20 protein-coding genes are annotated in these 26,941 nt (G+C 44.0%); 10 read left to right on the top strand and 10 right to left on the bottom strand.

Annotated features, from left to right (window positions below):
• Window positions 1-21 precede the first annotated feature (21 nt).
• The 4 genes from metG (at window position 22) to DW103_RS05060 (ending at window position 6,032) form a co-directional block, all read left to right on the top strand.
• The gene (metG, locus tag DW103_RS05075) at window positions 22-2,061 is read left to right on the top strand and encodes a methionine--tRNA ligase (RefSeq protein ID WP_122274585.1); all 2,040 of its coding nucleotides are present in this window, start codon (window positions 22-24) and stop codon (window positions 2,059-2,061) included.
• Window positions 2,062-2,084: 23 nt separating this feature from the next.
• Window positions 2,085-3,236 (top strand): DegT/DnrJ/EryC1/StrS aminotransferase family protein, encoded by a 1,152-nt coding sequence (locus DW103_RS05070; protein ID WP_122274584.1) that lies wholly within the window; start codon window positions 2,085-2,087, stop codon window positions 3,234-3,236.
• 11 nt (window positions 3,237-3,247) lie between these two features.
• Complete coding sequence (locus tag DW103_RS05065) at window positions 3,248-4,273, top strand: Gfo/Idh/MocA family protein (protein ID WP_122274583.1); 1,026 nt, start codon at window positions 3,248-3,250, stop codon at window positions 4,271-4,273.
• 307 nt (window positions 4,274-4,580) lie between these two features.
• On the top strand, window positions 4,581-6,032 hold the full coding sequence (locus DW103_RS05060) for a lipopolysaccharide biosynthesis protein (RefSeq protein WP_122274582.1): 1,452 nt from the start codon (window positions 4,581-4,583) through the stop codon (window positions 6,030-6,032).
• Between the two features lie 27 nt (window positions 6,033-6,059).
• Here DW103_RS05060 and nadB read toward each other — a convergent pair whose 3' ends face one another.
• Entirely contained in the window at window positions 6,060-7,634 is a 1,575-nt protein-coding gene (gene nadB, locus DW103_RS05055) for an L-aspartate oxidase (RefSeq protein ID WP_122274581.1), read from the bottom strand.
• 200 nt (window positions 7,635-7,834) lie between these two features.
• On the opposite strand from nadB, the gene DW103_RS05050 reads away from it, so the two are divergent.
• The 6 genes from DW103_RS05050 to lpdA all read left to right on the top strand — a co-directional run bounded on the left by DW103_RS05050 (window position 7,835) and on the right by lpdA (window position 13,490).
• A complete protein-coding gene (locus DW103_RS05050) occupies window positions 7,835-8,536 on the top strand; it encodes a hypothetical protein (protein ID WP_122274580.1) in 702 nt (233 codons plus the stop codon).
• A gap of 233 nt (window positions 8,537-8,769) precedes the next feature.
• A complete protein-coding gene (locus DW103_RS05045) occupies window positions 8,770-9,906 on the top strand; it encodes a glycoside hydrolase family 43 protein (protein ID WP_122274579.1) in 1,137 nt (378 codons plus the stop codon).
• 6 nt (window positions 9,907-9,912) lie between these two features.
• Window positions 9,913-11,289, top strand: a complete 1,377-nt coding sequence (locus DW103_RS05040; protein WP_122274578.1) for a sulfatase — start codon at window positions 9,913-9,915, stop codon at window positions 11,287-11,289.
• A gap of 18 nt (window positions 11,290-11,307) precedes the next feature.
• A complete protein-coding gene (locus DW103_RS05035; protein ID WP_122274577.1) occupies window positions 11,308-11,724 on the top strand; it encodes a PH domain-containing protein in 417 nt (138 codons plus the stop codon).
• A 13-nt stretch (window positions 11,725-11,737) separates the two neighbouring features.
• Window positions 11,738-12,130, top strand: coding sequence for a hypothetical protein (locus DW103_RS05030; protein WP_122274576.1), 393 nt, complete (start codon window positions 11,738-11,740; stop codon window positions 12,128-12,130).
• 10 nt (window positions 12,131-12,140) lie between these two features.
• A complete protein-coding gene (lpdA, locus tag DW103_RS05025) occupies window positions 12,141-13,490 on the top strand; it encodes a dihydrolipoyl dehydrogenase (RefSeq protein WP_122274575.1) in 1,350 nt (449 codons plus the stop codon).
• Here lpdA and DW103_RS05020 read toward each other — a convergent pair.
• From DW103_RS05020 to DW103_RS04980, 9 genes are all read right to left on the bottom strand, one after another.
• Window positions 13,485-15,041, bottom strand: coding sequence for a sulfatase (locus tag DW103_RS05020; protein ID WP_122274574.1), 1,557 nt, complete (start codon window positions 15,039-15,041; stop codon window positions 13,485-13,487). The genes lpdA and DW103_RS05020 overlap by 6 nt on opposite strands.
• A 298-nt stretch (window positions 15,042-15,339) precedes the next feature.
• Window positions 15,340-16,632 carry a tyrosine--tRNA ligase gene (tyrS, locus tag DW103_RS05015; RefSeq protein ID WP_122274573.1) on the bottom strand — a complete coding sequence of 431 codons (1,293 nt, stop codon included), beginning with the start codon at window positions 16,630-16,632 and terminating at the stop codon, window positions 15,340-15,342.
• Window positions 16,633-16,748: 116 nt separating this feature from the next.
• The gene (locus tag DW103_RS05010) at window positions 16,749-17,423 is read right to left on the bottom strand and encodes a TatD family hydrolase (protein WP_122274664.1); all 675 of its coding nucleotides are present in this window, start codon (window positions 17,421-17,423) and stop codon (window positions 16,749-16,751) included.
• 1 nt (window position 17,424) lies between these two features.
• Window positions 17,425-17,646, bottom strand: a complete 222-nt coding sequence (yidD, locus tag DW103_RS05005) for a membrane protein insertion efficiency factor YidD (RefSeq protein WP_233545616.1) — start codon at window positions 17,644-17,646, stop codon at window positions 17,425-17,427.
• Window positions 17,646-18,032 carry a ribonuclease P protein component gene (gene rnpA, locus DW103_RS05000; RefSeq protein ID WP_122274571.1) on the bottom strand — a complete coding sequence of 129 codons (387 nt, stop codon included), beginning with the start codon at window positions 18,030-18,032 and terminating at the stop codon, window positions 17,646-17,648. The genes yidD and rnpA overlap by 1 nt, the downstream gene beginning before the upstream one ends.
• The gene (locus DW103_RS04995) at window positions 18,022-18,789 is read right to left on the bottom strand and encodes a uroporphyrinogen-III synthase (protein ID WP_199652969.1); all 768 of its coding nucleotides are present in this window, start codon (window positions 18,787-18,789) and stop codon (window positions 18,022-18,024) included. The genes rnpA and DW103_RS04995 overlap by 11 nt, the downstream gene beginning before the upstream one ends.
• Window positions 18,786-19,514 carry a DUF4271 domain-containing protein gene (locus DW103_RS04990; RefSeq protein ID WP_122274569.1) on the bottom strand — a complete coding sequence of 243 codons (729 nt, stop codon included), beginning with the start codon at window positions 19,512-19,514 and terminating at the stop codon, window positions 18,786-18,788. The genes DW103_RS04995 and DW103_RS04990 overlap by 4 nt, the downstream gene beginning before the upstream one ends.
• A 129-nt stretch (window positions 19,515-19,643) precedes the next feature.
• A complete protein-coding gene (locus tag DW103_RS04985; protein ID WP_122274568.1) occupies window positions 19,644-20,507 on the bottom strand; it encodes a sugar phosphate isomerase/epimerase in 864 nt (287 codons plus the stop codon).
• A gap of 269 nt (window positions 20,508-20,776) precedes the next feature.
• Window positions 20,777-26,800: a YDG domain-containing protein gene (locus DW103_RS04980; RefSeq protein WP_147381179.1), complete on the bottom strand. Its 6,024-nt coding sequence runs from the start codon at window positions 26,798-26,800 to the stop codon at window positions 20,777-20,779.
• Window positions 26,801-26,941: the final 141 nt, after the last annotated feature.

Here is a 26,941-nt window from a genome sequence, read left to right as displayed (position 1 = left end):
CCTCAAAAGAGAACACAAGGTATGGAAAAACAATTTAAGAGAACGCTGATAACTACAGCGTTACCGTATGCTAACGGACCGGTACATATCGGTCACCTGGCCGGAGTATATGTGCCTGCCGATATTTATGCCCGCTATCTTCGCCTGAAAGGGGAAGAGGTTTTGATGATCGGCGGTTCGGACGAACATGGAGTGCCTATTACGCTGAGAGCAAAAAAAGAGGGGATTACTCCGCAAGATGTGGTAGACCGTTATCATGGTATCATCAAGAAATCTTTTGAAGAATTCGGAATCACATTCGATATCTATTCCCGTACCACTTCTCTTACGCACCATCAGATGGCTTCGGATTTCTTCCGTACTCTCTATGATAAAGGCGAATTTGTCGAAAAAACGAGCGAACAATACTACGATGAGGAAGCAAAACAATTTCTGGCTGACCGTTATATCACCGGAACTTGTCCCCATTGCGGCAATGAAAAGGCTTATGGTGACCAATGCGAGGCCTGTGGCACCTCTCTGAGTCCGACGGACCTGATAGACCCGAAATCGGCTATAAGCGGGAGTAAGCCTGTCATGAAAGAAACCAAACATTGGTATCTTCCTCTTGATAAATGGGAACCGTTTCTTCGAGAATGGATTTTGGAAGGACATAAGGAGTGGAAACCGAACGTGTACGGACAATGTAAGAGTTGGCTGGATATGGGATTGCAACCGCGGGCGGTAAGCCGTGATTTGGATTGGGGTATTCCTGTTCCGGTAGAAGGAGCAGAAGGGAAAGTTCTCTATGTCTGGTTTGACGCGCCTATCGGTTATATTTCCAACACGAAGGAATTATTACCCGATAGTTGGGAAAAATGGTGGAAAGACCCTGAAACCAAAATGATTCATTTCATAGGCAAAGACAATATAGTATTCCATTGTATCGTATTTCCGGCTATGCTGAAAGCTGAAGGTTCTTATAATCTGCCGGAGAATGTTCCGGCAAATGAGTTCCTGAATCTGGAAGGAGACAAAATCTCTACTTCCCGTAACTGGGCTGTATGGTTGAACGAATATCTGGTGGATATGCCGGGTAAGCAGGATGTACTTCGTTATGTCCTGACAGCTAACGCCCCGGAAACAAAGGATAACGATTTTACATGGAAAGATTTTCAGGCTCGCAATAACAATGAATTAGTAGCCATCTTGGGCAACTTTGTCAACCGAGCCCTGGTTCTTACCGATAAATATTTTGAAGGGAAAGTACCTGCAGCCGGTGAACTGACGGATTACGACCGTCAGACATTGACCGACTTTGCAGATGTAAAAGCTGATGTAGAACGTTTGCTCGATACATTCCATTTTCGTGACGCTCAAAAAGAAGCGATGAACCTGGCGCGTATCGGTAATAAATATCTGGCTGATACTGAACCTTGGAAATTGGCGAAAACCGATATGGCTCGTGTCGCTACTATTATGAATATAGCTTTGCAGATTACGGCGAATCTTGCAATCGCATTCGAACCGTTCCTTCCTTTTAGCATGGAAAAACTGAATAAAATGCTGAATGTAGAACCTTTAGGCTGGAACCGTTTAGGGGCAACCGATTTGCTGGAAGCTGGTCATCAACTGGGTAAATCCGAACTTCTGTTCGAAAAGATAGAGGATAGTGTAATTGAAACGCAGGTTCAGAAGCTTTTGGATACCAAAAAGGCAAACGAAGAAGCCAACTACAAGGCAAAACCTGTCCGTGAAAATATCTCATTCGATGATTTCACAAAGTTGGATATCCGTGTGGGAACTATTCTGGAATGTACAAAAGTTCCGAAAGCCGACAAATTGCTTCAATTCCGTATCGACGACGGTTTAGAGAAACGTACGATTGTTTCCGGTATCGCCCAGCATTATGCTCCTGAAGAACTGGTAGGCAAGCAGGTTTGCTTTATAGCCAACCTGGCTCCCCGTAAATTGAAAGGTATCGTTTCCGAAGGTATGATACTGTCAGCCGAGAATTTCGATGGCAAACTGGCTGTAATCACTCCTGAAAAAGAAGTGAAGCCGGGTAGTGAAGTGAAATAACAAGCAAGATGCCGGGAGGGAGGATGTTTGAAAAGCAAATACAAATGGTCGACTTGCATAGGCAATATCTTCGTCTTAAGAATGATATAGACACTGCCATGCAATCTGTTATGGATGATTGCTCTTTCATTAATGGTCCGCAGGTCAAGACTTTCTCCCGCCATTTGGCCGAATATCTGGATGTCCCCAGTGTTATCCCTTGTGGAAACGGGACGGATGCCCTTCAAATTGCTTTGATGGCTTTAGGGCTTAAACCGGGCGACGAAGTAATTATTCCGGCATTTACTTATGTGGCAGCGGCTGAAGTTGTTGCTCTTTTAGGATTGACACCGGTGTTGGTTGATGTCGATTCGCGGACATTTAATATCAATCCTTCCCTGATAGAGGCTGCTGTTTCTCCTAAAACAAAAGCTATCATTGTTGTTCACCTGTTCGGACAATCGTGTGATATGGAGTCGATTATGTCGTTGGCAGATGTCCACCATTTGTTTGTTATAGAAGATAACGCTCAATCTGTAGGGGCAACTTATACATTTCCGGATGGCCGTACGCAGAAAACCGGAACAATCGGTCATATCGGGACCACTTCCTTTTTCCCATCCAAGCCCTTAGCCTGTTATGGAGATGGAGGTGCATTGATAACTTCGGATGTACAATTGGCAGAACGTATTCATCAAATTGCCAATCATGGGCAGGTGAGGAAATATCATCACAAACAAATCGGATGTAATTCCCGTTTGGATACTTTACAAGCGGCTATTTTGGATGTAAAACTCCGGTATCTGTCCGAATTTACGCAAGCTCGTCAATTAGTAGCTTCCCGTTATGATGAAGCTCTTTCTTCTTGTCAAGATGTTCTGTTACCTTTAAAATCCTCTTTTTCCACCCATGTCTATCATCAATACACAATTCAGGTTGAAGAAAAAAAACGGGACTTGTTACAAGCATATCTGAAAGAACGAGGTGTGCCGTCCATGGTGTATTATCCGCTGCCTTTGCAATTGCAGGAAGCTTATCGCGGAATAATTCGTATTGGCGGTTCGTTACAGGAGTCGGACAAATTGAGCCGGAGTGTGTTATCCCTGCCTATTCATACGGAAATGACAGAAAGTGAACAACGACATATAACAGACTCTTTTGCTGAGGCTATTCTGGCAATCGCTCGTCTGTCTTAAAGAAAAAGGTTATGAAACAAAATAAAATAAGATTTGCCGTAGTCGGTTGCGGTCATATCGGTAAGCGTCATGCAGAGATGGTTACCCGTGAGCCGGATGCAGAACTGGTTGCTTTATGCGATATCCGTCCTCGTGAAGAATTAGGCATTGAAGCATACGATGTACCATTCTTTCCGGATTTGACTTCTTTGCTCCAAAGTGACATTTCCATCGATGTGGTTAATATTTGCACTCCTAACGGTTTGCATGCTTCTATGGCTATTCAATCGATAGAAGCAGGTTGCAATGTTGTAATCGAGAAACCTATGGCATTGACATTGGCTGATGCCGAAAAAGTTGTTTATACCTCATTGAAATACCGGAAACAAGTTTTCTGTGTCATGCAAAACCGTTATTCTCCTCCATCCGTGTGGATAAAAGAAATAGTTGAGTCCGGTAAATTGGGAAAAATTTATATGGTACAATTAAACTGTTACTGGAATCGTGACGAACGTTATTATAAACCGGAAGGTTGGCATGGCAATGCTGAATTGGACGGTGGAACTCTTTTTACCCAATTTTCCCATTTTATAGATATTATGTATTGGTTATTTGGGGATATTTGCAATATTCAAGCTCGTTTTGCTGATTTTAACCATGCAGGCTTAACTGATTTTGAAGATTCCGGATTTGTCAATTTTAACTTTGTTGATGGTGGTATAGGAAGTTTAAATTATTCAACTTCTGTCTGGGACAAAAATATGGAGAGTAGTATGCTGATTATAGCAGAGAACGGTAGTGTTAAAATAGGTGGGCAATATATGAATGAGGTAGAATATTGTCATGTTAAAAATTACGAAATCCCGGTGTTGGCCCCGACTAATCCGGGTAATGATTATGGCCCTTATAAAGGTTCTGCCCAAAATCATAATTTTGTAATTCGAAATGTTGTCCGTGTCCTTTCAGGAACAAAAGCTGAAAGTATTACAACAAATGTATTGGAGGGCATGAAAGTTGTCGACATAATTCAGCGAATTTATGCCTTAAAGAAGGAATAAAAGCCTATTTTATATGTTATAAAACACTTTATTAAAAATAAATATATTTTTATGGTTGTATGTGAAGATATTGTACTATGTTTGTCTCGTAATAGAAGAAATAATATATATATTATTCAAGAAAAACGTTTTTCACTTGCAACCAAGCTAGTTGCAAGAATACCTTGACTATGGATGGGAGAGGCGGTTCGCGACCGACCTCTCCCTTGTTTTTTATCCATTTCATACTTTTTATACTAAACATCCAGTTCGTTCGTTTATAAAACAAGCTTTCTTTACAAACAGAATTATTTAGAAACTGCTTATAATGGAATTGAGACCTGAAAATACACTGAAGCAAAAAACAGTCAAAGGATTATTCTGGGGCGGAATAAGTAATGGAGTACAGCAGCTGCTAAGTGTAGTGATTGGTCTTATATTTCTTAAAAATCTCTCTCCGGGTGACTATGGAATGATTGAACTGTTGGCTATTTTTATGGGAATAGCGAGCATCATTCAGGATAGCGGTTTTACTATGGCTTTAACCAATAAACCAACTTTTCAAAATAAAGACTTCAATGCTGTATTTTGGTTCAATCTAATCGTAGGATGTTCTATCTATATTATATTGTATTTCTGTGCTCCGTTAATTGCTGATTTTTATAATCAACCGGAGCTTGTTTTATTATCCAGAATATTATTTCTGTCCATTGTGATAGGAAGTTTGAGTACAGCTCATAATGCGGTTCTTTTTAAATTATTGCTTGTTCGGGAACGTGCTAAAATTGATATTCTTTCCACTTTAATAGGTGGGGGAATCGGTGTGTATATGGCATTGAGCGGCTATGGCTATTGGGCTTTAGCAATACAAACCCTTGTTACGGCAACTGTAGGTATGATACTCCGGTGGTATTATTCGCCTTGGCGTCCGAATTTCGAGATTGATTTCAGGCCGATAAAAGAGATGTTTGGTTTTAGTTCCAGGATGTTAATCTCTTCTGTCGTTTCTCAAGTACAGGCTAATATTTTTTCAGTGTTATTGGGTAAATACAATACAACAAGTGATGTGGGAAACTTTTCACAGGGAGTAAAATGGTCCAGGATGGGTGGGCAAGTAATAAATGGAATGGTCAGTAATGTCGCGCAACCCATTTTTGTTCAATTGCAAGGAGAGCCAAAACGATTCGCGCTGATTTTTCGTAAGATGATACGTTTTATCGCATTTATTTCATTCCCGACCATGTTGGGTTTGGCATTTGTCGGAAGAGAATTTTTTGGGTTAATTAATGAAGATTGGTTGCCCAGTGTCCCAATACTTCAATGTTATTGTATCTGGGCTGCATTTTCTCCTATCTCTTTATTATATACACAAGTTGTTATTTCCTATGGCCGTTCGAATTGTTTCTTTGTCAATGGTTTGTTGTTTGCGGTTATTCAGATAGGAGCGGCAATTCTTGCTTTACCATTCGGCATATATTGGATGGCATTTGTGAATGTTGTCGTAAGTTGTTTCTATATACTGGTTTGGCATCGGATTGTTAGTAAGTTGATACCGGTAACATTGTTTCAAATAGTAAAAGATTTTTCGCCTTACTTAGGACTTACTCTTATAATCTTTGCAATCGTTTGGTGCTTTCTGCGCATAATCGACTTGCAAAACGATGCGTTGATTTTTGTTGTTAAAATATTACTTTCTGCAGCTTTGTATATTGGAGCACTGATGAAATTTAATTCCGTTATTTTCCGGGAGTCTTTAATGTTCATGAAAAGGGGGAAATGACAGTCCGGCACATCCCCATTTTATACTTTATTCCTTCTTCACCGGCGGATAATCCAATGTATAATGCAACCCGCGACTTTCCTTACGTTCCATCGCTTGGCGGGTAATCAGGTAGCCTACATTTATCATATTACGCAATTCGCATAATTCGCGGGAAGCTTTGCTGCGTTTGAAGAGGCTTTCCGTCTCTTCGTAAAGGATGTCCAGGCGGTTCCAGGCACGGGTCAGGCGGGTGTTGCTGCGGACGATACCGACGTAAGCTTCCATAATCTGGTTCACCTCCTTCATACTTTGGGTAATCAGGATACGTTCTTCGGTGGAAATGGTTCCTTCATCGTTCCATTCCGGTATATCCGTATTGAAATCGTAACGTTCGAGGACGCTCAAGGCATGTTTGGCTACCGCGTCCGCATATACAACGGCTTCTATCAGCGAGTTGGAAGCCAGACGATTTCCGCCGTGCAAGCCTGTGCATGAACATTCGCCGATAGCATACAGACGGCGGATGCTGGACTGTCCGGTCAGGTCGACACAGATACCTCCACACAGGTAATGGGCGGCAGGGGCTACCGGAATATAATCCTTCGTGATATCGATGCCCAAGCTAAGGCACTTCTTATAAATGTTCGGGAAATGTTTCTTCGTCTCTTCCGGGTCTTTATGCGTGACATCCAGATACACATGGTCCTCACCCCGGAGCTTCATCTCGTTGTCGATGGCACGAGCCACGATGTCGCGCGGAGCCAGCGAAAGGCGTTTGTCGTATTTCTGCATAAACTCCTTCCCATCCTGTGTACGCAGAACGCCACCATATCCCCGCATCGCTTCGGTAATCAGGAAACAAGGACGGTCGCCGGGATGGAACAAGGCAGTCGGGTGGAACTGGATAAATTCCATATTCTTGACAGCCCCTTTGGCACGGTACACCATGGCAATACCGTCGCCGGTAGCAATCAGCGGATTGGTCGTGTTCCGGTAGACAGCTTCGCAACCTCCGGTAGCCATCACCGTCACTTTCGAGAGGAAAGTCTCCACCTTGCCCGTGCCCTCGTTGAGCACATATGCGCCGTAGCATTTGATACCCGGCGTATAGCGGGTGACGATGATACCCTGATGATGCTGCGTGATGATTTCCACGGCATAGTGGTGGTTGAATATCGTGATGTTCGGATGGCGCTTGATGGCTTCGATAAGGCTCAATTGTATCTCCGCCCCCGTGTTATCCTTGTGATGGAGGATACGGAACTCGGAATGACCGCCTTCACGATGCAGGTCGAAGTCTCCTTTTTCGTTCTTATCGAAATTCACTCCCCAGTTAATCAGTTCCTTTATCTGCGAAGGGGCGTTGCGGACTACCATTTCGACGGCCTCCCGGTCGTTAATCCAGTCGCCGGCAATCATTGTATCTTCAATATGCTTGTCGAAATTGTCTACCAGCATGTTCGTAACCGAAGCAATTCCCCCTTGTGCGAAATAGGTGTTTGCCTCTTCCAACTCTGTTTTACAGATGATGGCTACTTTTCCTTTGTCGGCCACCTTCAGCGCGAAGCTCATGCCCGCGATACCGGAACCGATTACTAAGAAATCGAATTGTTGTACCATAATTCATATCGTTTAGCGTGACAAAGTTAACATTTAACTTAGTTGGTTGTACCCTTCCGGGCCGCTTTCATGTAAATATAGTCCGTATTACCTATTCTTTTGATATTTTAAAGCAATCACGTAAACATCTCCGATTGCAGCCGTGTTCTATTGGGGCATTGGATATCCTGCTAATTATTAACACTTAAACGTTTTAAAATATGAAATCTAAAGTATTATTGGCCTCCCTGGCCCTGCTGTTCACAGCCGGCGCCATGGCTCAGGATTGTACATTCTTTTTCCCGCAGACGCAGGGAGCACAATTAGTAAAAAAGGGATATGACGGCAAAGGCAACCTGATAGGCGTCATGACCTACACGGTGGACGAAGTCGGCAACACCCCGACAGGCATCGAAGTAGAAGCCGATTACATCTTCACCAACAAGGCCGGGACGGTAATCGACAAAGGCGACTTGGACGCTTATTGCCAGAACGGTGAGTTCTTCATGGATATGAAAGAGGTGCTAAGCAATCCCTCCTTTGTTTCGGATATGCAGTCGGATATTGCCGTGGTGGACGATGTCATCAACTATCCGAGCGTGGCAAATAGTCCTTCCGGCGACGGACAAGGCATGTATTTCGACGATGCCCTCATCCGCATCTATTCGAAAAAGAACAAGAAAGACAGAAAGAATATTTCCATCTACGACCGCGAATACGTCACGACCGAACAGGTACAGACACCTGCCGGTACGTTCGATTGTACGAAAGTAAAATACAAAATCAAATCGCGTTCGCCAAAAGAGACTATCGAGGGTTACGGATACGAATGGTATGCCCCCAACATCGGAGTGGTACGCAACGAACAGTATAACAACAATAATCAGTTGCAATATTATACCGTTCTGGAAGAAGTCAAATAAAGAGACATATATTCCTTCTCTGGAATTGTTTGACCGGTTTAAGTGGATACGCTGTAGCTGCGAAGTTACAGCGTATTTTCTGTCCGGAGGCTGTGCTGTGTCCGGCTTGCGTCCACCCTGATAGTTATGCCGTCCCGCCGCATAAATGTAGCCCGTATTTGTTCTTAATCTAACTATTATGCGTATTTTTGAAGGCGAAAGAATGACAGAAAAGAAAAACACTTTATTACCTGATGAAAAAGAAGTATCTCATTTCCGCCTTTTTGGTTGCCTGTATAGCAACAACCTCCTGTGTATACCGCACGCAAGCGGATAAGCAGGAAAATATCACGTACACAAACCCGTTGCCGGTAAAGTTTGGTGACCCTTACGTATTGCTTGCATCGGACGGTATATATTATATGTATGGAACCGGGGCCGGGGCAGTGGACGGTTTCTGTGCCTATTCCTCTCCCGACCTGGTAAACTGGAAAGCCGAAGGACAAGTCTACCACGGGAATATTCCCGGCTCATGGGCTGTGGCCAACTTCTGGGCGCCAGAGGTGTACGAACGCAACGGCAAGTTCTATATGTTCTTCAGTGCCGACTGGAAGGAGAACCCGACCAACGAAAAAGAGAATTTCCGCATCGGAGTGGCTGTTGCCGACAAACCGACCGGCCCTTTCAAGGAAATGAGCGACCGCCCACTCTTCGACCCCGGCTATCCGGTTATCGACGGGAATATCGTGGAAGACTCCGACGGACGTTGCTATCTCTACTTCTCCCGTTGCTGCTACAAACACCCGGTGGAAAGCGAGGTAGCTACATGGGCAAAGGAACAGGGGATGTTCGACGAGATAGAGGAAAGCTGGATTTACGGGGTAGAAATCAAGCCGGACTTTACAGCTATAATCGGCGAACCGGTCTTAATCCTCCGTCCGCCCGTCACCAACGACGATAAGCAGTCCGAATGGGAAAGCCGCTCCGTGACCTCCGGTGAGGTAAACCGCCGTTGGACAGAAGGTTCTTATACTTTTAAGAAAGGCGACACTTTCTATATGATGTATTCCGCCAACTTCTTCGGAGGGAAGAATTATGCAGTAGGTTACGCAACCTCCGAACACCCGTTAGGACCTTTTGTGAAATCTCCCGACAACCCTGTCTTGCAAAAGAATGTCGAGCAAGGGGGAACCGTTACGGGAACCGGCCATAACAGCGTCACTTACTCGCTGGACGGGAAACAAATGTATTGTGTTTATCACGGACGGACACAGGAAACGGGCGATGAACGGGTAGTCTTCATCGATAAAATGGGCGTGGACAAACAAGGACGCCTTTATGTGGACGGCCCAACCACTACGCCGCAGAAACTTGAAACCGTACAAAAGTAAACTATCATGAGAAGTTCAATTTTACTATTAGGTGCTTGCGGACTTGCGACAAATATGGCAATGGCTACTTCTACGGAAAAGCCTCACATTATCATCATTTATACGGATGATATGGGTATTGGCGACTTGTCCTGTTACAACAGTGGTTGGGTGATGACCCCCAATATCGACAAACTGGCATCGCAAGGGCTGAAATTCAATCACTACTATACCTCCTCCCCGGTTAGTTCCCCTTCGCGCGTAGGACTTACGACAGGCATGTTCCCGACGGAATGGGGTATCAATACATTTCTGAACGACCGTAAATCAAATACAAATTGTGAACAGTTCGATTATCTGGCTACTTCCGCCCCGACAATAGCTAAATCGCTCAAGGAAGTCGGCTATTCGACCGCCCACATTGGGAAATGGCACATGGGAGGCGGGCGTGATGTAGATGACGCTCCTCAAATCCCCTTATATGGTTTCGATGAATATGTAACGACTTACGAAGGTCCGGACCCAGACCCTCTTATTACGGCATCAAATTGGATATGGAGTGAGCAAGATAGTATCCAAAGATGGAATCGTACCGCCTATTTTGTCGACCGAACGCTTGACTTCCTTTCCAGGCATAAGGATGCACCCTGCTTCGTCAATCTATGGCCGGATGATATGCACACCCCATGGATACCAGAAGCCCGATATTACAAAGATAAAAAATCGTGGGTAAGTAAGGAGAACTTTGTTGCTGTATTACAAGAATACGACAAGCAAATAGGCCGATTAATGGAAGGACTTGAAATGTTGGGTATCCGGGAAAATACATTAGTCATTTTTACCAGCGATAACGGAGCCATGCCTACTTTCGATGAGATACGAGTCGGCGGACGAAGAGGTTCTAAGATTAGCTTATACGAAGGAGGAGTAAATATGCCTTTCATAATCAGTTGGCCAAGGCACATCAAAGCTGGTGAAACAGAAAATGAAACAATGGTTAATGCCGTCGATATCTTCCCATCCCTTTGTTCCATAACAGGTGCCAAGCAACCCAAAGGCTATAATTATAGCGGAGAAGATATGAGTAAAGCACTCTTGGGCATCAAAGCACAGAAGCGAAAAAAAGATATGATGTGGGACTTCGGACGAAACCGTTTCTTCAACAAACCTCCAAAGAAGCATCATCAAAGCTCGCATTTAGCTATCCGCAGAGGAGATTTTAAACTGTTGATTAACTCGGATAAGACGGGCTTAGAACTATATGATATCAAAAAAGACCCGAACGAAACAACCAATATAGCCGATAAGTATCCTAAATTATGCTCGGAACTAAGCGAAAAAGTAATCGATTGGTATTTTGCAAAAAGAAAGGTGCGGAAAGAGATAGAAAATCACGGAGGTTAGGAAACAAAAAGTAGAGACATGGATAGAGTATTCAAATCAAAGGTAGGTTGGTGGTATCACCTGGCAATCGTGTTAATAATAGCGGGATGCGTTAAGGTATTCCTCGGGACGAATATCGTGCTGATGGTAGGGATGCTGGCAATAGCCATGCTGACGTTGCACGTCCTCCTGAACACCTGGTATAAGATTACGGCCGACGGGATGCTGATTGCCCATTGCAGTATTTTCCCGGAAAAGCGGATTGCCATAGCGGACATATCGGCACTCGAAGCAACGGTAATGCCCGTTTCCAGTTACGCATTGTCGCTCGACCGGATAATTATCTATAAGGGGAAACAACAGTGGTTGCTGATTTCACCTGTGAATAAGAAAGATTTCGTACATTTGCTTCGGAAGCATAATCCGGAGATACAGATAAAAGAACCTATCATCTAATTTCAAGAATATCATGAAACAAAGAATAAAAAAAAACATCTATGACGCTCATATTTATGGTTGGGTTGTTGTTTTTGTAAGCATTATCTTTTGGGGTATAGTTGTATTAATTAATACCGATAAGGTGGCAAATATATGTCCTCTAACAGTTCTAATAGTCATGTTTTTCCTTCTTTATATACAATTAGTTCCTTATTCGGTTACCGACAATAAACAATTAACAGGGAATGGCATTACCAGCATACCGCTTGTTAAACGCATTGAATGTAAAGAAAAAGGCGGTTTAACGTTGTTTTACACCGCAATGGAAAATGGCCGGGAACGCAGTCGTTGCTACTATCCGAAAGATGAACAATTATTCATTGATACATTACTACAAATTAACCCGAATATAAAACTTAATTAAATCTGAAAACATGAAATACGATGTTGCCATAATCGGAGGAGGACCTGCCGGTTATACCGCTGCCGAACGAGCAGCTGCCGGAGGATTGTCGACCCTGCTCTTCGAAAAGAACGCATTGGGAGGTGTCTGCCTGAATGAAGGATGTGTACCGACAAAGACGTTACTCTATTCCGCGAAGGTATATGACACGATTAAACATGCGCCTAAATATGCCGTAAAAGCGGAAAACCCGACATTCGATTTTCCTAAAATCATTGCCCGCAAGAATAAAGTAGTCAAGAAGCTGACTGCCGGTATCCGCATGAAAATGACCGAACACGGAGTAGTTGTCGTGAACGGTGAAGCTGAAATAAAAAGCCGTGCAGCCGATGGTACTATCACGATTGCCTGCGGTGAAGAGACCTACGAAGCAGCCCACTTGCTGATTTGTACCGGTTCGGAAACCGTTATCCCCCCCATTCCGGGATTGGCGGAGACGGATTATTGGACAAGCCGGGAAGCATTGCTTTCCAAGGAATTACCAGCTTCGTTGGTGATTATCGGCGGCGGTGTTATCGGTATGGAGTTCGCCTCCTTCTTCAACAGCATGGGAACGGAAGTGCATGTGGTGGAAATGATGGATAAGATATTGGGACCGATGGACCGTGAACTGTCTGAAATGCTTCAGGCGGAATATGCCAAGCGAGGTATCAAATTCTATCTGAGCCATAAGGTAACAGCTGTACACGATGGTGAAGTGACAGTCGAGAAAGAAGGAGAAACATTCGCTATCCAAGGTGAAAAGGTACTGTTGAGTGTAGGCCGTCGACCTGTAACTAAAGGTTTCGGCCTGGAGAACTTGGCCCCCGAACCTTTCCGTAACGGCATCAAGGTAAACGAGTTTATGCAGACCTCCATCCCGAATGTATATGCCTGTGGCGACATCACGGCTTTTTCTTTGCTGGCCCATACAGCTGTAAGCGAAGCAGAAGTGGCAGTGAAACATATTTTGGGCAAGCCGGAAGCAGGTATGAGCTACAAAGCCATCCCCGGTGTTGTGTACACGAACCCTGAAATTGCCGGAGTAGGCAAAACGGAAGAGGAATTGCAGGCTGAGGGCATCCCTTATGTCGTGAAAAAAATACCGATGGCTTTCTCTGGTCGTTTTGTTGCCGAGAATGAAATGGGGAACGGCGTCTGCAAACTGATTTTAGCGGTAGATGAAACGATTATAGGCGCTCACCTGCTGGGAAATCCGGCCTCCGAACTTATCGTCATAGCCGGTATCGCCATCGAAAAAGGGATGAAGGCGGACGAACTGAAAGCCATCGTATTCCCGCATCCGACTGTAGGAGAAATCATAAAAGAAAGTCTCTCATAGCTCGTCAGGCCAAGGGCAAGGTCGTCCTGTCGCCTTAAAGGAAGGACGTTGAGCCTCGACTTTGCGCAGATACTTACCCAGCTTTTTGGATAAACGCTTTACCAAGGCTGGGTGGGATTCTGTCCGGTCGTGTGTTTCTCCTATATCTTCCTTGATATTAAAGAGTTCCTTCTTTCCTGTCTCATAATAGTAAATCAATTTCCAGTCGCCGTCCCGGACCGAGCAAGTGGCTCCGATACCCGGACCCGTATTTCCCCACAAATTCGGAAAATTCCAGTAAAGGCTACGACCTTTGGAAGAAGAGTCCTTACCTTCGAGGAGCGGCATAAAACTGATGCCGTCTATCGGTTGGACGGTTTTGTAATGGCGGATACCGGCCATTTCGAGCAAAGTAGGGTAGAAATCTTCGATTATCAGGTAACTGTCGCATTTACTGCCCGGCTGTACATGACCCGGCCAACTGACAATCATCGGTTCACGTATGCCTCCTTCGTAAGCCGAACCTTTGCCACTGTTTAAAGGAGAGTTTTGTGTATGTAGTACGCCATCCCTCCATCCGGCTTCGGACGAAAGACCGCCATTATCGGACATAAAGAGGATAATCGTATTATCGGTCAGACGGTATTTATCCAGATAATCCATCAGGTCTCCAAGGCTCTTATCCATTCCTTCTATCAGGGCAGCGTAGGCAGCTTCTTTTTCCGTCAAACCTTTGTCGCGGTATTTTTGATAAAAACGTTTGTCTTTATCGATGGGAACGTGAATGGCGTAATGGGCCATGTAAAGGAAAAAAGGCTGGTCGTACCGGCGGGCTTTATCGAGTGCTTGCACGGCCTCCTGCGTCAGTGCTTCGGAAATAAAAATATCTTTTCCCCAATACTTCTCCAAGCCGGGCACTGCAAACCAAGGGTTAGGCTTGCCATCCGTACGGTTTCCGAAATTGGCTTCCCCCAAATAGCTGGCCAGTCCTCCACCGGCATGACCGGCTATATTGACTTCAAAGCCCATGTGATACGGATTTTCCCCCGGTGTGTCGACAGCTCCGAAATGGGCCTTACCGCAATGGATGGTATGATAGCCACCGTTCTTTAGCAATTGTGCCAGCGAAGTAGCTTGATAAGTATGGGCGATACCGGATACCTGACAAATACCGTTCACGTTCCAGTCCGGCAATGTCAGCACCTCACTCTTCCGGTCTGTAGAAGCATTTTTAGGATATGTCCAATTCGTGACCCTGTGACGCGCGGCATTCATTCCGGTAAACAAACTGCACCGGCTGGGGGAACTGATACTGGACGCATACGCTTGCGTAAACATCATGCCCCGCTTAGCCAGGCGTTCCATATTGGGTGTCTCGTAAACTTCGTTATAGTGTGTTTTCTCTTTCCAGAAAGGTAAGGACGTATCTTGCCAGCCCATATCGTCAACTAAGAAAAGAATGATGTTAGGACGTGTCTGCCGAGTGGTATTCTCCTGCCCGGCAACTTCTTTTCCTTGCAAGGGAGTAGCCAATGGCAATATGGCTAATGAAAGGAATAATTTCGTGTTCATGGCATTTAAGATTAAAGAACTCCAATGTTACAAATGTAGGAAAAGAATTGTAAATGACAAAGTTCGTTAACTAACAGAGCTATATTCCCTTCTCCCCAAAAAGAAAAACCATCTATTATCAGAGCGATAATAGATGGTTTTCTTTGATTGTGAGTTGTCTCACGAAGATTCGAACTTCGACAGACAGAACCAAAAACTGTAGTGCTACCATTACACCATGAGACAATCCTGTGCTTTATTAAAAGCGATGCAAAGGTAAGAAGAATATTCTTATCTTGCAAGCTTTTCAGCAAATTTCTTATTTTGCAATCAGTAGGTAATAATTCTTTTTACCACGCTGAACCAGCAAATACTTTTCGTCGAGCAGGGAAGAACAGTCGATAACCGCGTCCTGGTCTGCCAGTTTTTCCTTGTTCACACTTACGCCTCCGCTTTGTACCAGCTTGCGCATTTCGCCTTTGGAAGGGAAGATGGCAGCTTTTTCCGTGAACAGGTCGATAGCTTTCACACCGGCACCCAGTTCATCGCGGGAAACCTCAAACTGGGGAACACCGTTGAATACATCCAGCAAAGTCTCTTCGTCCAAATGTTTCAAGGCCTCAGAAGTCGAGTTGCCGAACAAGATATTGGAAGCCTCTACGGCTGCATTGTAATCTTCTTCGGAATGTACCATCACTGTTATTTCCTGAGCCAGACATTTCTGCAACGGGCGGAGATGCGGGGCTGCTTCCTGCTCTTTTTCCAATGCTTCGATTTCCTCTTTAGGCAGAGCCGTGAAAATCTTGATGTAACGGGCAGCATCGGCATCGCTTACGTTCAGCCAGAACTGATAGAACTTGTATGGAGTGGTATAACGACGGTCCAACCATACGTTGCCGGTTTCCGTTTTACCGAACTTGCCACCATCGGCTTTCGTAATCAACGGGCAGGTCAAAGCAAATGCTTCACCGCTCAGTTTACGGCGGATAAGCTCCGTTCCGGTAGTGATATTGCCCCACTGGTCGGAACCACCCATCTGCAGGCGGCAACCCTCGTGTTCATACAGGTACAAGAAATCGTAACCCTGCAACAACTGGTAAGAGAATTCGGTGAAAGACATGCCCACGCTCGATTCCGAACTGAGACGTTTCTTTACAGAGTCTTTCGCCATCATATAGTTTACAGTAAGATGTTTACCGATATCGCGGATAAAGTTCAGGAAAGAATAATCTTTCATCCAGTCATAGTTGTTCACCAACTTGGCAGCATTAGGCGCATCCGAATCGAAATCCAGAAACTTGGCCAACTGCTTCTTGATGCTTTCCTGATTATGGCGAAGCGTGGCTTCATCCAGCAGATTACGTTCCGCCGACTTCATTGAAGGGTCGCCAATCATACCGGTGGCTCCACCGACAAGAGCGATAGGACGGTGTCCGGCACGTTGGAAATGCTTCAGCATCATCACCGATACCAAGTGACCGATATGCAGTGAGTCGGCCGTCGGGTCAATACCTACGTAAGCAGAAGTCATTTCTTTTTGCAACTGTTCTTCTGTTCCGGGCATCATATCATGAATCATGCCCCTCCATCTTAATTCTTCAACAAAATTCATCGTTTTAAAGTATAGTATTAATTGAATGGGGACAAAGGTACGACTTTTTAATTGAGAATTGATAAATGAAAATTGATAATTAAGAAATATAGGGAGATAAGCCGCTTTTCAGTAAATCATACACTTAAGGACGGGAATATATTTCTTACGTTCTCCGCTATTTGGGCTGCGACTTGTTCCGGAGAGAAATCGAGCGCACAAGCTATCTGGCGGTAGACGGAACGTATGTCGTCCGTCTTGTCGTCCGTCTCGGCAAAAAGGCTTCCGGGCCATGCCACCCGCAGCGCATCTGGATTGAAATGCTCGCCGAAAGAGAGATAAAGACCTTGGCGAAGCAGTTGCCTGGCAAGGTCGCTGTTCCCGCGGAAACCATGAATCACCCAGGGAAGACGGGGCTTCAGCCGTTTCCGTATCTCTATGATTTCCGCCCAGGCTTTTACGCAATGGATGATTAACGGTTTGCCTGCTTCCTCGGATAAAGCTATCTGAGTCAGAAAAACTTCTTCCTGGATACTTAGCGGGGGTTCCGCCAGCTTATCCAGCCCGGCTTCGCCGATAGCAACCACGTCGGGTTGAAAAACAAGCATTTCCAGTTCGGCCAATTGCACGTGTACGTTATTTATATACCAAGGATGAATGCCTACGGAACGGTAATTCGGCGAAAGGGAGGCTTCCAGGTTATCCGCCTCGTCGCTCTCCGGAGAATGGCCGGCCTCAACAATCGTATTCACGATAGCAATATCTTCCGGACGAACGGAGGGTTGATGGGTATGTATGTCGTAGTATGTCATTTCAGGGTACAGGGTCATAACCGCTTCCACCCCAGGGATGGCAACGGAGGATTCGTTTAATTGCCAGATAAGCACCTTTTATCGGGCCATATTTTTTGAGTGCTTGCACAGCATATTCGGAGCAGGTAGGTGTGTATCTGCACGATGCCGGCGTCATGGGAGAAATACAGTATTTGTAAAAATAGACGGGCAACAATAGAAGTGTGGTAAAGAAACGCTTTATCATGCTTTGTCGCGTAATATGTTTAATGCTTTCGTCATGGCTTTTTCTATATCGGAGAAAGGATGAATTTCTTTATCGAGATAGAGGAAAGCGACCAACATCCGCTTGTCTTTTTCGGTTAACGGGTCTATCAAATCGTATTTGCGTACGCGGTAAGCTTCGCGAACCTGACGCTTTATCAGGTTACGTTTCACAGCACGTTTGAATTTCTTTTTGGAGACACTTATCAGAATGGATACGGGAGCCTGCATTTGCTCCTCCAGCGGTAAATAAACAACCCGCAGTGGAAACGCAACAAACGATTGTCCTTCCGCAAACAGTTGGTCAATGTAACGTTTCCACGACAGGCGCTCTTCTTTGGAAAGGGAATACCTTTTATTTACCATTCTTTTTGTTACTACCCATCTCTTTTTTCAGATACAATTCAAGAGCAGCCGTCATCGATGGAGCTTCCGGGGTCGGAGCTTCGATGTCCAGACGTAATCCGGCTTCTTTCACTGCTTTTGCCGTGGTAGGACCGAAACAGCCAATCTTTATGTCATCCTGTTTAAAATCGGGGAAGTTTTTCAGCAAAGAGGAAATTCCTGAAGGGCTGAAGAAAACCAACATGTCGTAATCGAACGCTTCATCTTTCGAGAAATCGTTACTTACCGTACGGAACATGATTGCTTTCGTATAATTGATTTTCTTCGCTTCCAGCATAGCAATCAAGTCTTCCTTGTGCACATCGGAAACAGGTATCAGGTACTTCTCTTTCGCATGCTTGCCGATAACCGTAACCAAATCTTCCGGTTTCCCGGTCTGACCGAAAAATATCTTACGCTTTCTGTAGACAATATATTTCTGCAAATATACAGCAATTGCTTCCGTCATACAGAAATACTTCATCGTTTCAGGAATAGTAACCCGCAATTCTCCACATAAATGGAAGAAATGGTCAATTGCCGTACGGGCCGTAAAAATAACAGCCGTATGATCTAGAATGGAAATTCTTTGTTGTCTGAACTCTTTGGAGGAAAGAGGCTCCACTTTGATAAACGGACGGAAATCAATTTCAACCCCATATTTCTCTGCAATGTCGAAATACGGTGACTTCTCGGATGCAGGCTTCGGTTGTGATACCAGCAACTTTTTGATGTTCAATGCCATAGAGTACTTGTCTCGATAAAGTTATACAAATAAACCATACCTTCGTACAAAAATACCAGAGGTAAAATTTCTTGGGTGCAAAGGTACAAACTTATATATAATAAACCTGAACTTTTCGTGTGAAATATCCGTATTGTCTTATAAATTATTACAAAACGACACAAAATATAAAGAATACAAAACAATAGAATAGGTATTGTTAAATAGGTTCCTACAAATACCAACCAAAGCACAGGAATATACAACAAGCAACCCCACGTCCCGATAATGGCATTATAATTTGTTTTCCAAAGCCTATAAGGTTCCGGGTCAGCAAAAACAGTTCCCAGTAAATAATAGCAAAACTGCTTAAACTGATAAAATAAAAAAAGAACGAAAAAGGCAATACCTATCGAATACAATACCCCTTTTTCGCCCGGATAGGGAACAAAACCTCTTATTCTTGCAAATACAAAAAAAGTAATACTGCAAAGAAACAATGTTTGAAAAACCATAAAGTTCCGGAAAAAAGGACTGTCCCGCCTCACGGCTTCGTCAAACATATTCGGCCGCTCTTTCACAAAAGCCACGTCTTTAAGCATTTTCACAAACAACCGGAAATTGGTACGGAATATGATTGCGAAAACAATCAGCAGGGCAAGCAGCAAGGAAAAGATGATATCATCCACCAACTGCCCGTCCCACAGACGAATCCCCACATATCCTTCGAACAAATCCATGCACCTGTATTTTTCGGGTACAAAGATAATGATTCATTTACGGATTTACGCAAAAGAAATAAAAGCTACCGGTATCTATTGTTAAAGTGGGGCTTGGAAGATACTCCATGACTCCTCAGTTTATAAGAGTCAGAATTTCAAACCGGATAAATAACGTGCCGCCGTTTTTACACACAATTCGGGATTTTCCGGATTATCGTGTTCCACTATAAAATGCTTGACTCCCGCAGTTTTATTCAACCGGAAAATAGAAGGGAAATCGATACAACCTTCGCCCACATAAGCAAAGCCGCGTCCGGGAGTCTTATCCATGTCTTTTACATGGAAGATAGGGAAGCGTCCGGGATATTTCCGGATAAATGTTTCGGGAGATTGATTTCCTTTATTTACCCAATATAAATCCAGTTCCACATTGACAAGCTCCGGGTCCAGGGCCGGCACAAGCGTGTCGAAGGGGAGTTGGCCTTCCGTCAGGCGAAATTCGATGTCGTGGTTGTGAGTCAATAGTTTCAGCCCTTCCTTCTTACAGATGGCTCCGCCTTTGTTCAGATTGTCGGCCACCTTTTTCCAGTCGTCCAGCGTCTTGTTTTCACCTCCGTCCGTCCAGGGCCAGTAGCAGACAATATACTCCTGCCCCAACTCCTGGCAGGCTTTGATGTCCTTCATCAACTGTTGTGTGTCGTGCATGGCATTCATGGAGGTCGGACCGGCAACCGGCCTCAATTTGCATTCTTTCAAGAAAGTTTTCAAGGCAGGGACACCCATCCCGAAATCTCCCCCGAACTCCAAATCCCTATAGCCCAATGCTGCCAGCTCTTTCAAGGCTTTACGCGGGTTTTCTTCCAACCATTTGCCGGCCGTATTTCCCGTAATAATCCCAAAATGTGGTAACTTAGCCTGCGTTTCGGCAGGAATTGCCGATAAAATACCGGGGAGGAAACATGCCCCTGATAACAGACCGCTTATTTTCAGAAAGTCTCTTCGTGTTGTCATATTACATATATATATTAGAAGGTTAATACATAAGCCATCTCTGCCCGTACCTGCTTTTTATTCCGGAAAGATACATCAATTTCGTTTTCCCCGCAAAAAAAATGTCCCTTATTTCATACAGCAGGAATTTACTTACTTCGATATCACCTATACGGTTGCGTTTTCAATTCCTGCATAAGACAAAGGCAGGATATAAAAAGGGGCATCCATCACGGACGCCCCTTTCTTCTTGACTTACTATTCTTTAATTAATTATTTAAGAATAGGATTTAAAATATACCGACTTTTGTTGTTATTGATTTATGAGCGCTTATCAGTTTCACAACGTAAACGCCTGGGGTAGCCGGTATTTGTTTTTGACTGCTTATGCGACTATTGTATATTACTTTACCGGACATACTTACTACAACTACCTGCATTTCTGCCAGCGGTTCGATATAGATATATCCTTCTTTCGCATATACTTTCGAATTAGCCAACGCTTCTTCCAGACCTGTAGGTGCTTCCACCTTCACTTTACAAGTAGCGGTGAAGTTGAAATTATCATTAGAGGTAACGGTGATTGTTACTTCACCTGCCTTCAGGGCTGTTATCTTCGCAATCTTTCCGTCTGCTTCCGTAGCAGCTACACTTACGATTGTCGGGTCGCTACTGCTCCATTCCACTTTCTGGTTCGTTGCATTATCCGGAGTGATGGCAGCGGTAAGCGTTGCAGTTTCGTTCAGCTGAAGAGTCAGAGAAGTTTCATCCAGCTCGATACCGTTCACATCTATATCCGACGGAGGAGTAACAGGAGGAACTTCTGCTTTGTCAACGGACTTATTGTTGATGATAAACGTACAGTTGTCGTTTTCTGTTGCCTTTACCATAAACGGGTCCTTTTCCGTACCTGTACCCGTCACCGTGATATTTGCGTTGATGGCGGCATTTGCCTTAATCGTATCACCGGTTTGATGTAAGACGTATGTAAGCTTGTTCTTCAGGTCGGTTACGTTTGTAGCCTTTTCCGGGAAGATAGCTTCCAAAGTCGATTTGACGATATTACCGGTCTTCGGACTCTTATCAGCATCCAATCGGTAGTTGTTGCTACCTGTCAACGACAACTTCATATTCTTAGCCGTACCGACATTTGCAGCTCCTGTTCCTGTAAATGTAGCCTCCAGTTTCGGAGCAGCTTCTTCCGTCAGCAGACCTTCGGCTGAATAGTCATCCAGCGTCATTGTTGCCGTACCGTCGTAGAACTTGCTTACCTGGCTGGTAACGGTCAGTGTACGCGGAGAGATGGTTCCTTGCAGAGCTGTAGTCAACGATGAAGCATCCAGTTCATAATTGTTGCTGTTCGCACCCGTCAGGGCCAATTCCAAAGAAGGAGCAATTTTTCTCTGACTTCCTGCATCTTTGGATGCGTAGTTGAAGGAGATATCCTTCAAGTCAAGCGATACATTGTCGATGTTGTCGGCCACTGTCAGGGAGAGGTTGGCGGTTGTCGTGCCGTCATACTCCTTATTTACATTGGCAGAAGTGACGCCCAGCGTCTTAGGAGCTACGGAAATAAGTATTTCGGCAATAGCACCGTCAGTTGTACGCTCAGCTAAAATAGCACCTTGTCCTGTTCCGACCGCAGTGATGTTATTCTGGTTATCTATGATAAGGACAGACGGGGTAGCGGTTGTAAGTGTAAAAGTGCCTCCTGTAGAAATCGTCAGTTTTCTTTCTTCCCCATAGGTCATGCTATTAGCGCTTCCCGCACGGGTAACAAGTGCGTTACGACGAACAGAGGCAGTTTGAGTTGAAGTAGCCTCTCCCAAAGAAATATTCAATACCGGAGCTGTCTGCTTAGCATCCACAGTATTACCGATTACGCTACTCTGGTCATTATTATAATAACAAATCGCGTGAGCACTGCCATCAACAGTTACAATATCATATCTTGTATCCGCCCAACCTGCTTTATCCACGATATAGCCGCCAGGTTTTCCTTGCTCAGTTGTATTGAATGTGATAACCGTAGGAATACCTTTTTCTATTTCTACATTTCCAGTGATGGTCTTGCTACCTGTATAATTGTAATTACGGAATGTAGCATCAACCGTCAATGTGTATTTGCCATTCAATTCATCGCCATCCTTATTCTCTTTCAGACTGATTGTACCGGAGTACAAGTCTTTCGTTGTCAACGTTTCGCCATTTACCAGACCATCGGCTACCAACTTATAAGACAAAGTCTTTTCGTTGTATTTGCGCTTTACACCATCAGCATTGGCAGCGATAGATTTGATTGTTGCCTTTGTGATATTGGCTGTCGGGTTGGCCGGCTGGATAAGCGTGTAATTAGAGGCGTTATTACCGACCAATTCACATTCGCCAGTCAGGATTACGGTCTTTTTGTCGCCTACGTTCTTGTCTGTAAAGGCGGCTGTGATAGCGCTGGTAGAAGCAAGAGAGACTGTATTCTTGTCGCTATCCAAAATACCGCTTGCCTTGAAGGAAACTTTCGCATCGGTCTTTCCGTCATATACCTTATCCTCGGCTGTTGCCGTAACGGTTACCAGCTTCGGTTCTACAGAGATGGTCTGTTTGGCAACAGCGGTTACAAACTGGTCTTTCGTAGCTTTTACAACGATAGTAGCTTCCCCTTTTTGGGTCGCAATTACAGCTGTTGTATCTTTATTGAACGCAAGAACACCGGAGGTTCCTTCCAATGAGAATTCGATTTTGGCATCCGCTTCGGTCGACTTGGCTGATATGGCAACAGAATTACCATAAGTCAGGCGAGTAGGAATAGACGCCAACTCTACATTCTGTAATTGGGCATTCAAATCAACGGCAGAAGATGTTATTGCAGAAGAAGTTTTATCACTACCTGTTACTTTAAGCTCGACTGTATATTCAGCATCAGACAATCCGGTTATATCAGCGGAGAATGTTCCATCATTTGCCACATTTACGGTTTTAGCCGTACCGGTAGTACTTCCGAATTTCGGTGTAAATTCTGCTGTTATCTTGTCGTTTGGCGTACCTCCGTTCGAGAGAATGCGGCCGCTGACGGTAATCGATGCATTTTTACCTACCGAATTTACCTTTACTCCCGTCAATTCGGCAGTCGGAGCGATAGCTTGTACTTCCAATGTGTCGGCTACATATTTAATATTGTAGTTGCCGGATGTATAACCATAGGGCGTTACCGGATACTTACCGGCCAAAGAAGTATTGGTTGCCGGACAGTCAAATTGAAGGTTTCCTGACAAATCGACTAAATTTTCATTATTAACGAGATCGGTGTTATCTACAGCAAAGACTACATTGCTTACTTGACCGTAGTCGACAGCAGATGGTTTTTTAGTCGTAATCGTCAAATCTACTTTCGTAATGGTATCCGTTACGCCTGTTATTTCTGCCAGTTCGTAATAGTCGGCTTTACTGCTTAAGGTAGCACTTACTTTAACCGGTACCGCATTCCCTGCATTGGCAGACATTAATGTGCCTGTCAGAGTTCCTAAAATACTTTTAGTATCCTCACCGACAAGACCTTTTACAACAATATCGTCTGTAACAAGTTCAACTGTTGTATTACCATTATAAGCTCTCTTCTTTGCAGTGATACCTGTAACGGTAAGTGTCTTTTTCAAGACTGTCAAGCTCTGGGTAACGGTTGTGTCTCCCACGGATAAAGTCAAGTCAACTGTCCCGGGTTTCAAGAATTGCAAAGAGTCGGGTGCACTGTCTTTTTTTATTATCGATACCACACCATTATTATCAGGAACAGTGATAGAAACATTATCACCTGTTATATTGGCTACCAGCGGCAGGTTTTTCTGCCCGTAAACAACAGTTTCAGGGATAGAAGTGATAGCGAAATTAATGCCGGAGGCTGCGGAATTTATCCAGTAAGCAATACCCTCTTTTTCAATCCTTACCCATCCGTTTCCAGAAACATATTTATCGGATGCCGATGGATTATCAGACTTGATGGCAATCGCTTCGCCAAAGCTGCAACCCGAACCGATAGTCAGTAACGGTTCCGGAGCATCTGTTCTTGAACCTTTATCCACATTGACACCATATCCCCACTTATTACCGGAAGTTTTGAAATTGGAGATAGCTACTTCGGAGCTGTTTACTACCATACCGGCAGCTTTACTGTTCTGTATCGTTACATTATTCAGGGTAACATTCTTGGCTTCAAATACATTGATACCATTACGCATAGAATTTTTCACGTTCAGATTCTTAAAAGAAACATTGTCCGACTTGATTTCAATCAAGGTAGAATCGTTCTTATCTGGGCACTTTTCCCATTCTGTAGCGGCCACAATAGAAGTTGTATCTGTTCCGGAAATAATTCCCTGTAAAGTCACAGCATTTGTTATTTCCCATTGTTTTGTCAAATCAATGGTAGCAATCGGCAATGTAACGATGTCTCCATCAGCCGTCCAATAATTCATATTATCGATACCATCCTGTATGGGAGCAACTGCCGTACGGATTTTTCCGTCTGCCGCTGCCACTACCATGGCACTCTTATTTTCTGCTCCGTAAGTGAATTTTACAGAATTGTCCACATTGACCCAGTTGTTCTCTTCTTTTCCATAAGTATCATCGGAAGCTCCGTGATAAATAAAGATAGGAGTCAACACCGGCTTTTCTATCCACATGGAAGAGTTATTCTTTAAGGTCAAGGTATTACCGCTAACACCAAAATGTTTCGGATTCTTTGTTTGATCTGCCATTACCTGGAAAATAACCGGGTTCAGAATATCCTTAGCTGATGCTGTCCAAGAAGATTTGACTTCCGTATTATCTAACGTTATATTTCCGTTTTGTGTACTTTCAAATACAATCGTAGCAAATCCGTTTCCGGAGGAGCCATTGGTATAAGCCGGGGTAGCTGATGCTGTCGAAGTTGTAATTCCGTACAATTTCGAATCAGTAACAGTAATATTAGGAGTTCCCAATGATGTATACAATGCACTCCAACCTTCCAACACAGAATTCTCAATTGTCCAAGTGTATTTACCTGTCGAACGTGTCCACAAAGCATAATATTTATTTGCTTTAATGTACGAATTCTTAACCGTATAGCTTGGAGCTTCCGTTGCTTGCGTATCCGTATAATTGTTATATTTAACGCCATACGTACCATGTAAAGCAGCGTTCTCTATTGTCAAATCAACCTTCGGATTTGTCAGTTCAATAGCAGTAGCAGCATCCTTAATCGTCATATTTTTGAAAGAAACGATTTGTTTGTCCGTTCCGCTCAGCTTAAATCCTTGCGAAACAACTGTTTTGGTCGAGTCCTCACCGATTATTGCCAGATTACCTTTAACCTCTGCTACCTTTTTCAAATCGTATGTTCCTGCAGCCAGATTGATTTCGGTAGCCGTGGCAAAACCTACACTGAAGGTAGAGTCAAGCTGTCCGGCTGTACTGACTAAAACGCTTGCATCGTCTTTTGTCCAAACGTATGCCAAGTTGCTGTTGTTGCTAGTGTGCATCTTGGCATACTGCAAAGAGCGATACCAGCTTTCTCCGGCAGGAGTTACCACTGCATTTGAAATATCCTCAATAGAACTTTGAGGATTGCCAGACCAAACTTCATAAGCATGTCTGTCGAAGAAAGCGATTTGCGGAACATTTTTTTCGCCAATTGTTCCGCTTACAAGTGTAAACTTCGGCTTATTGTCCCTTTCGCGAGACAATTTAACGGCGAATTTGCCATTCCCGCTTGTTGTAAAACCGGTAGCTTCCAGTTGTGCAGAATTCAGGTGTAAACCTCCTTCTGCATTATTCTTCAAAGCCACCTTGTCGAACTTCAGGTTATTTAGGTTGAAAAGATTGAAAGCCAAAATGTTTGTATTTTCAATCGTTAGGTTTTTAAAAGTAATCGGACTATCTCCGGAACCATCCAAATAGAAAACATATTTCTTGGAGGGATCGAAATTCTGTCCGCTTGTATTTTCCCCTGCTATCGCATAGTCTTGCCCGTCGATAGTCAAAGATGCAATTTTGTCAGTATCGGCAGTCAGATAGAATATACCTTGGAAGTCCAAGTTCGGTCCCTGAACCGTAACTCCGGCACCATCGGATATATCCAAATCATTTTCCAACGTGATTGTGGTAGTTTGTGCGGTAGTAGCTTTGTTCAGCTTCGCAAATACCGCTTGCAGTCCCTTGGCTGTGGTTACCTTGTAATTATTACCATCTTGTGTGTAGCCTTCATTTTGCGCGTGCAGCCACCCTACGCTTGTTATCGTCATAAAGACTGATAACAACATGAGTAATCTTTTCTTCATGATTGTGAAATTTTAAAATGTTAATTGTTAATCGTTTATTCCCTATACATTTATTATAAGCTATTTACCCCTTTTACCCCAGTTACTTTCCGCACTTTATAATCATCAATTCATCAATGTAAGTTAACAGGTGTGTTGTTT

It is taken from the genome of Parabacteroides sp. AM08-6, from assembly GCF_003473295.1.
Classification (GTDB): Bacteria; Bacteroidota; Bacteroidia; order Bacteroidales; family Tannerellaceae; genus Parabacteroides.
This window is presented reverse-complemented; position numbering and strand designations above follow the sequence as displayed.

Excerpts from the sequence above, each read along its gene's own strand:
- DW103_RS04980 (WP_147381179.1), bottom strand. The coding sequence starts at position 26,800 with ATGAAGAAAAGATTACTCATGTTGTTATCAGTCTTTATGACGATAACA.
- lpdA (WP_122274575.1), top strand. The coding sequence starts at position 12,141 with ATGAAATACGATGTTGCCATAATCGGAGGAGGACCTGCCGGTTATACC.
- DW103_RS04990 (WP_122274569.1), bottom strand. The coding sequence starts at position 19,514 with ATGGATTTGTTCGAAGGATATGTGGGGATTCGTCTGTGGGACGGGCAG.
- DW103_RS05050 (WP_122274580.1), top strand. The coding sequence starts at position 7,835 with ATGAAATCTAAAGTATTATTGGCCTCCCTGGCCCTGCTGTTCACAGCC.
- DW103_RS05020 (WP_122274574.1), bottom strand. The coding sequence starts at position 15,041 with ATGAACACGAAATTATTCCTTTCATTAGCCATATTGCCATTGGCTACT.
- DW103_RS04985 (WP_122274568.1), bottom strand. The coding sequence starts at position 20,507 with ATGACAACACGAAGAGACTTTCTGAAAATAAGCGGTCTGTTATCAGGG.
- DW103_RS05065 (WP_122274583.1), top strand. The coding sequence starts at position 3,248 with ATGAAACAAAATAAAATAAGATTTGCCGTAGTCGGTTGCGGTCATATC.
- DW103_RS05070 (WP_122274584.1), top strand. The coding sequence starts at position 2,085 with ATGTTTGAAAAGCAAATACAAATGGTCGACTTGCATAGGCAATATCTT.
- DW103_RS05035 (WP_122274577.1), top strand. The coding sequence starts at position 11,308 with ATGGATAGAGTATTCAAATCAAAGGTAGGTTGGTGGTATCACCTGGCA.
- DW103_RS05010 (WP_122274664.1), bottom strand. The coding sequence starts at position 17,423 with ATGACATACTACGACATACATACCCATCAACCCTCCGTTCGTCCGGAA.
- nadB (WP_122274581.1), bottom strand. The coding sequence starts at position 7,634 with ATGGTACAACAATTCGATTTCTTAGTAATCGGTTCCGGTATCGCGGGC.
- rnpA (WP_122274571.1), bottom strand. The coding sequence starts at position 18,032 with ATGGTAAATAAAAGGTATTCCCTTTCCAAAGAAGAGCGCCTGTCGTGG.
- metG (WP_122274585.1), top strand. The coding sequence starts at position 22 with ATGGAAAAACAATTTAAGAGAACGCTGATAACTACAGCGTTACCGTAT.
- DW103_RS05040 (WP_122274578.1), top strand. The coding sequence starts at position 9,913 with ATGAGAAGTTCAATTTTACTATTAGGTGCTTGCGGACTTGCGACAAAT.
- DW103_RS05060 (WP_122274582.1), top strand. The coding sequence starts at position 4,581 with ATGGAATTGAGACCTGAAAATACACTGAAGCAAAAAACAGTCAAAGGA.
- tyrS (WP_122274573.1), bottom strand. The coding sequence starts at position 16,632 with ATGAATTTTGTTGAAGAATTAAGATGGAGGGGCATGATTCATGATATG.
- DW103_RS05045 (WP_122274579.1), top strand. The coding sequence starts at position 8,770 with ATGAAAAAGAAGTATCTCATTTCCGCCTTTTTGGTTGCCTGTATAGCA.
- DW103_RS05030 (WP_122274576.1), top strand. The coding sequence starts at position 11,738 with ATGAAACAAAGAATAAAAAAAAACATCTATGACGCTCATATTTATGGT.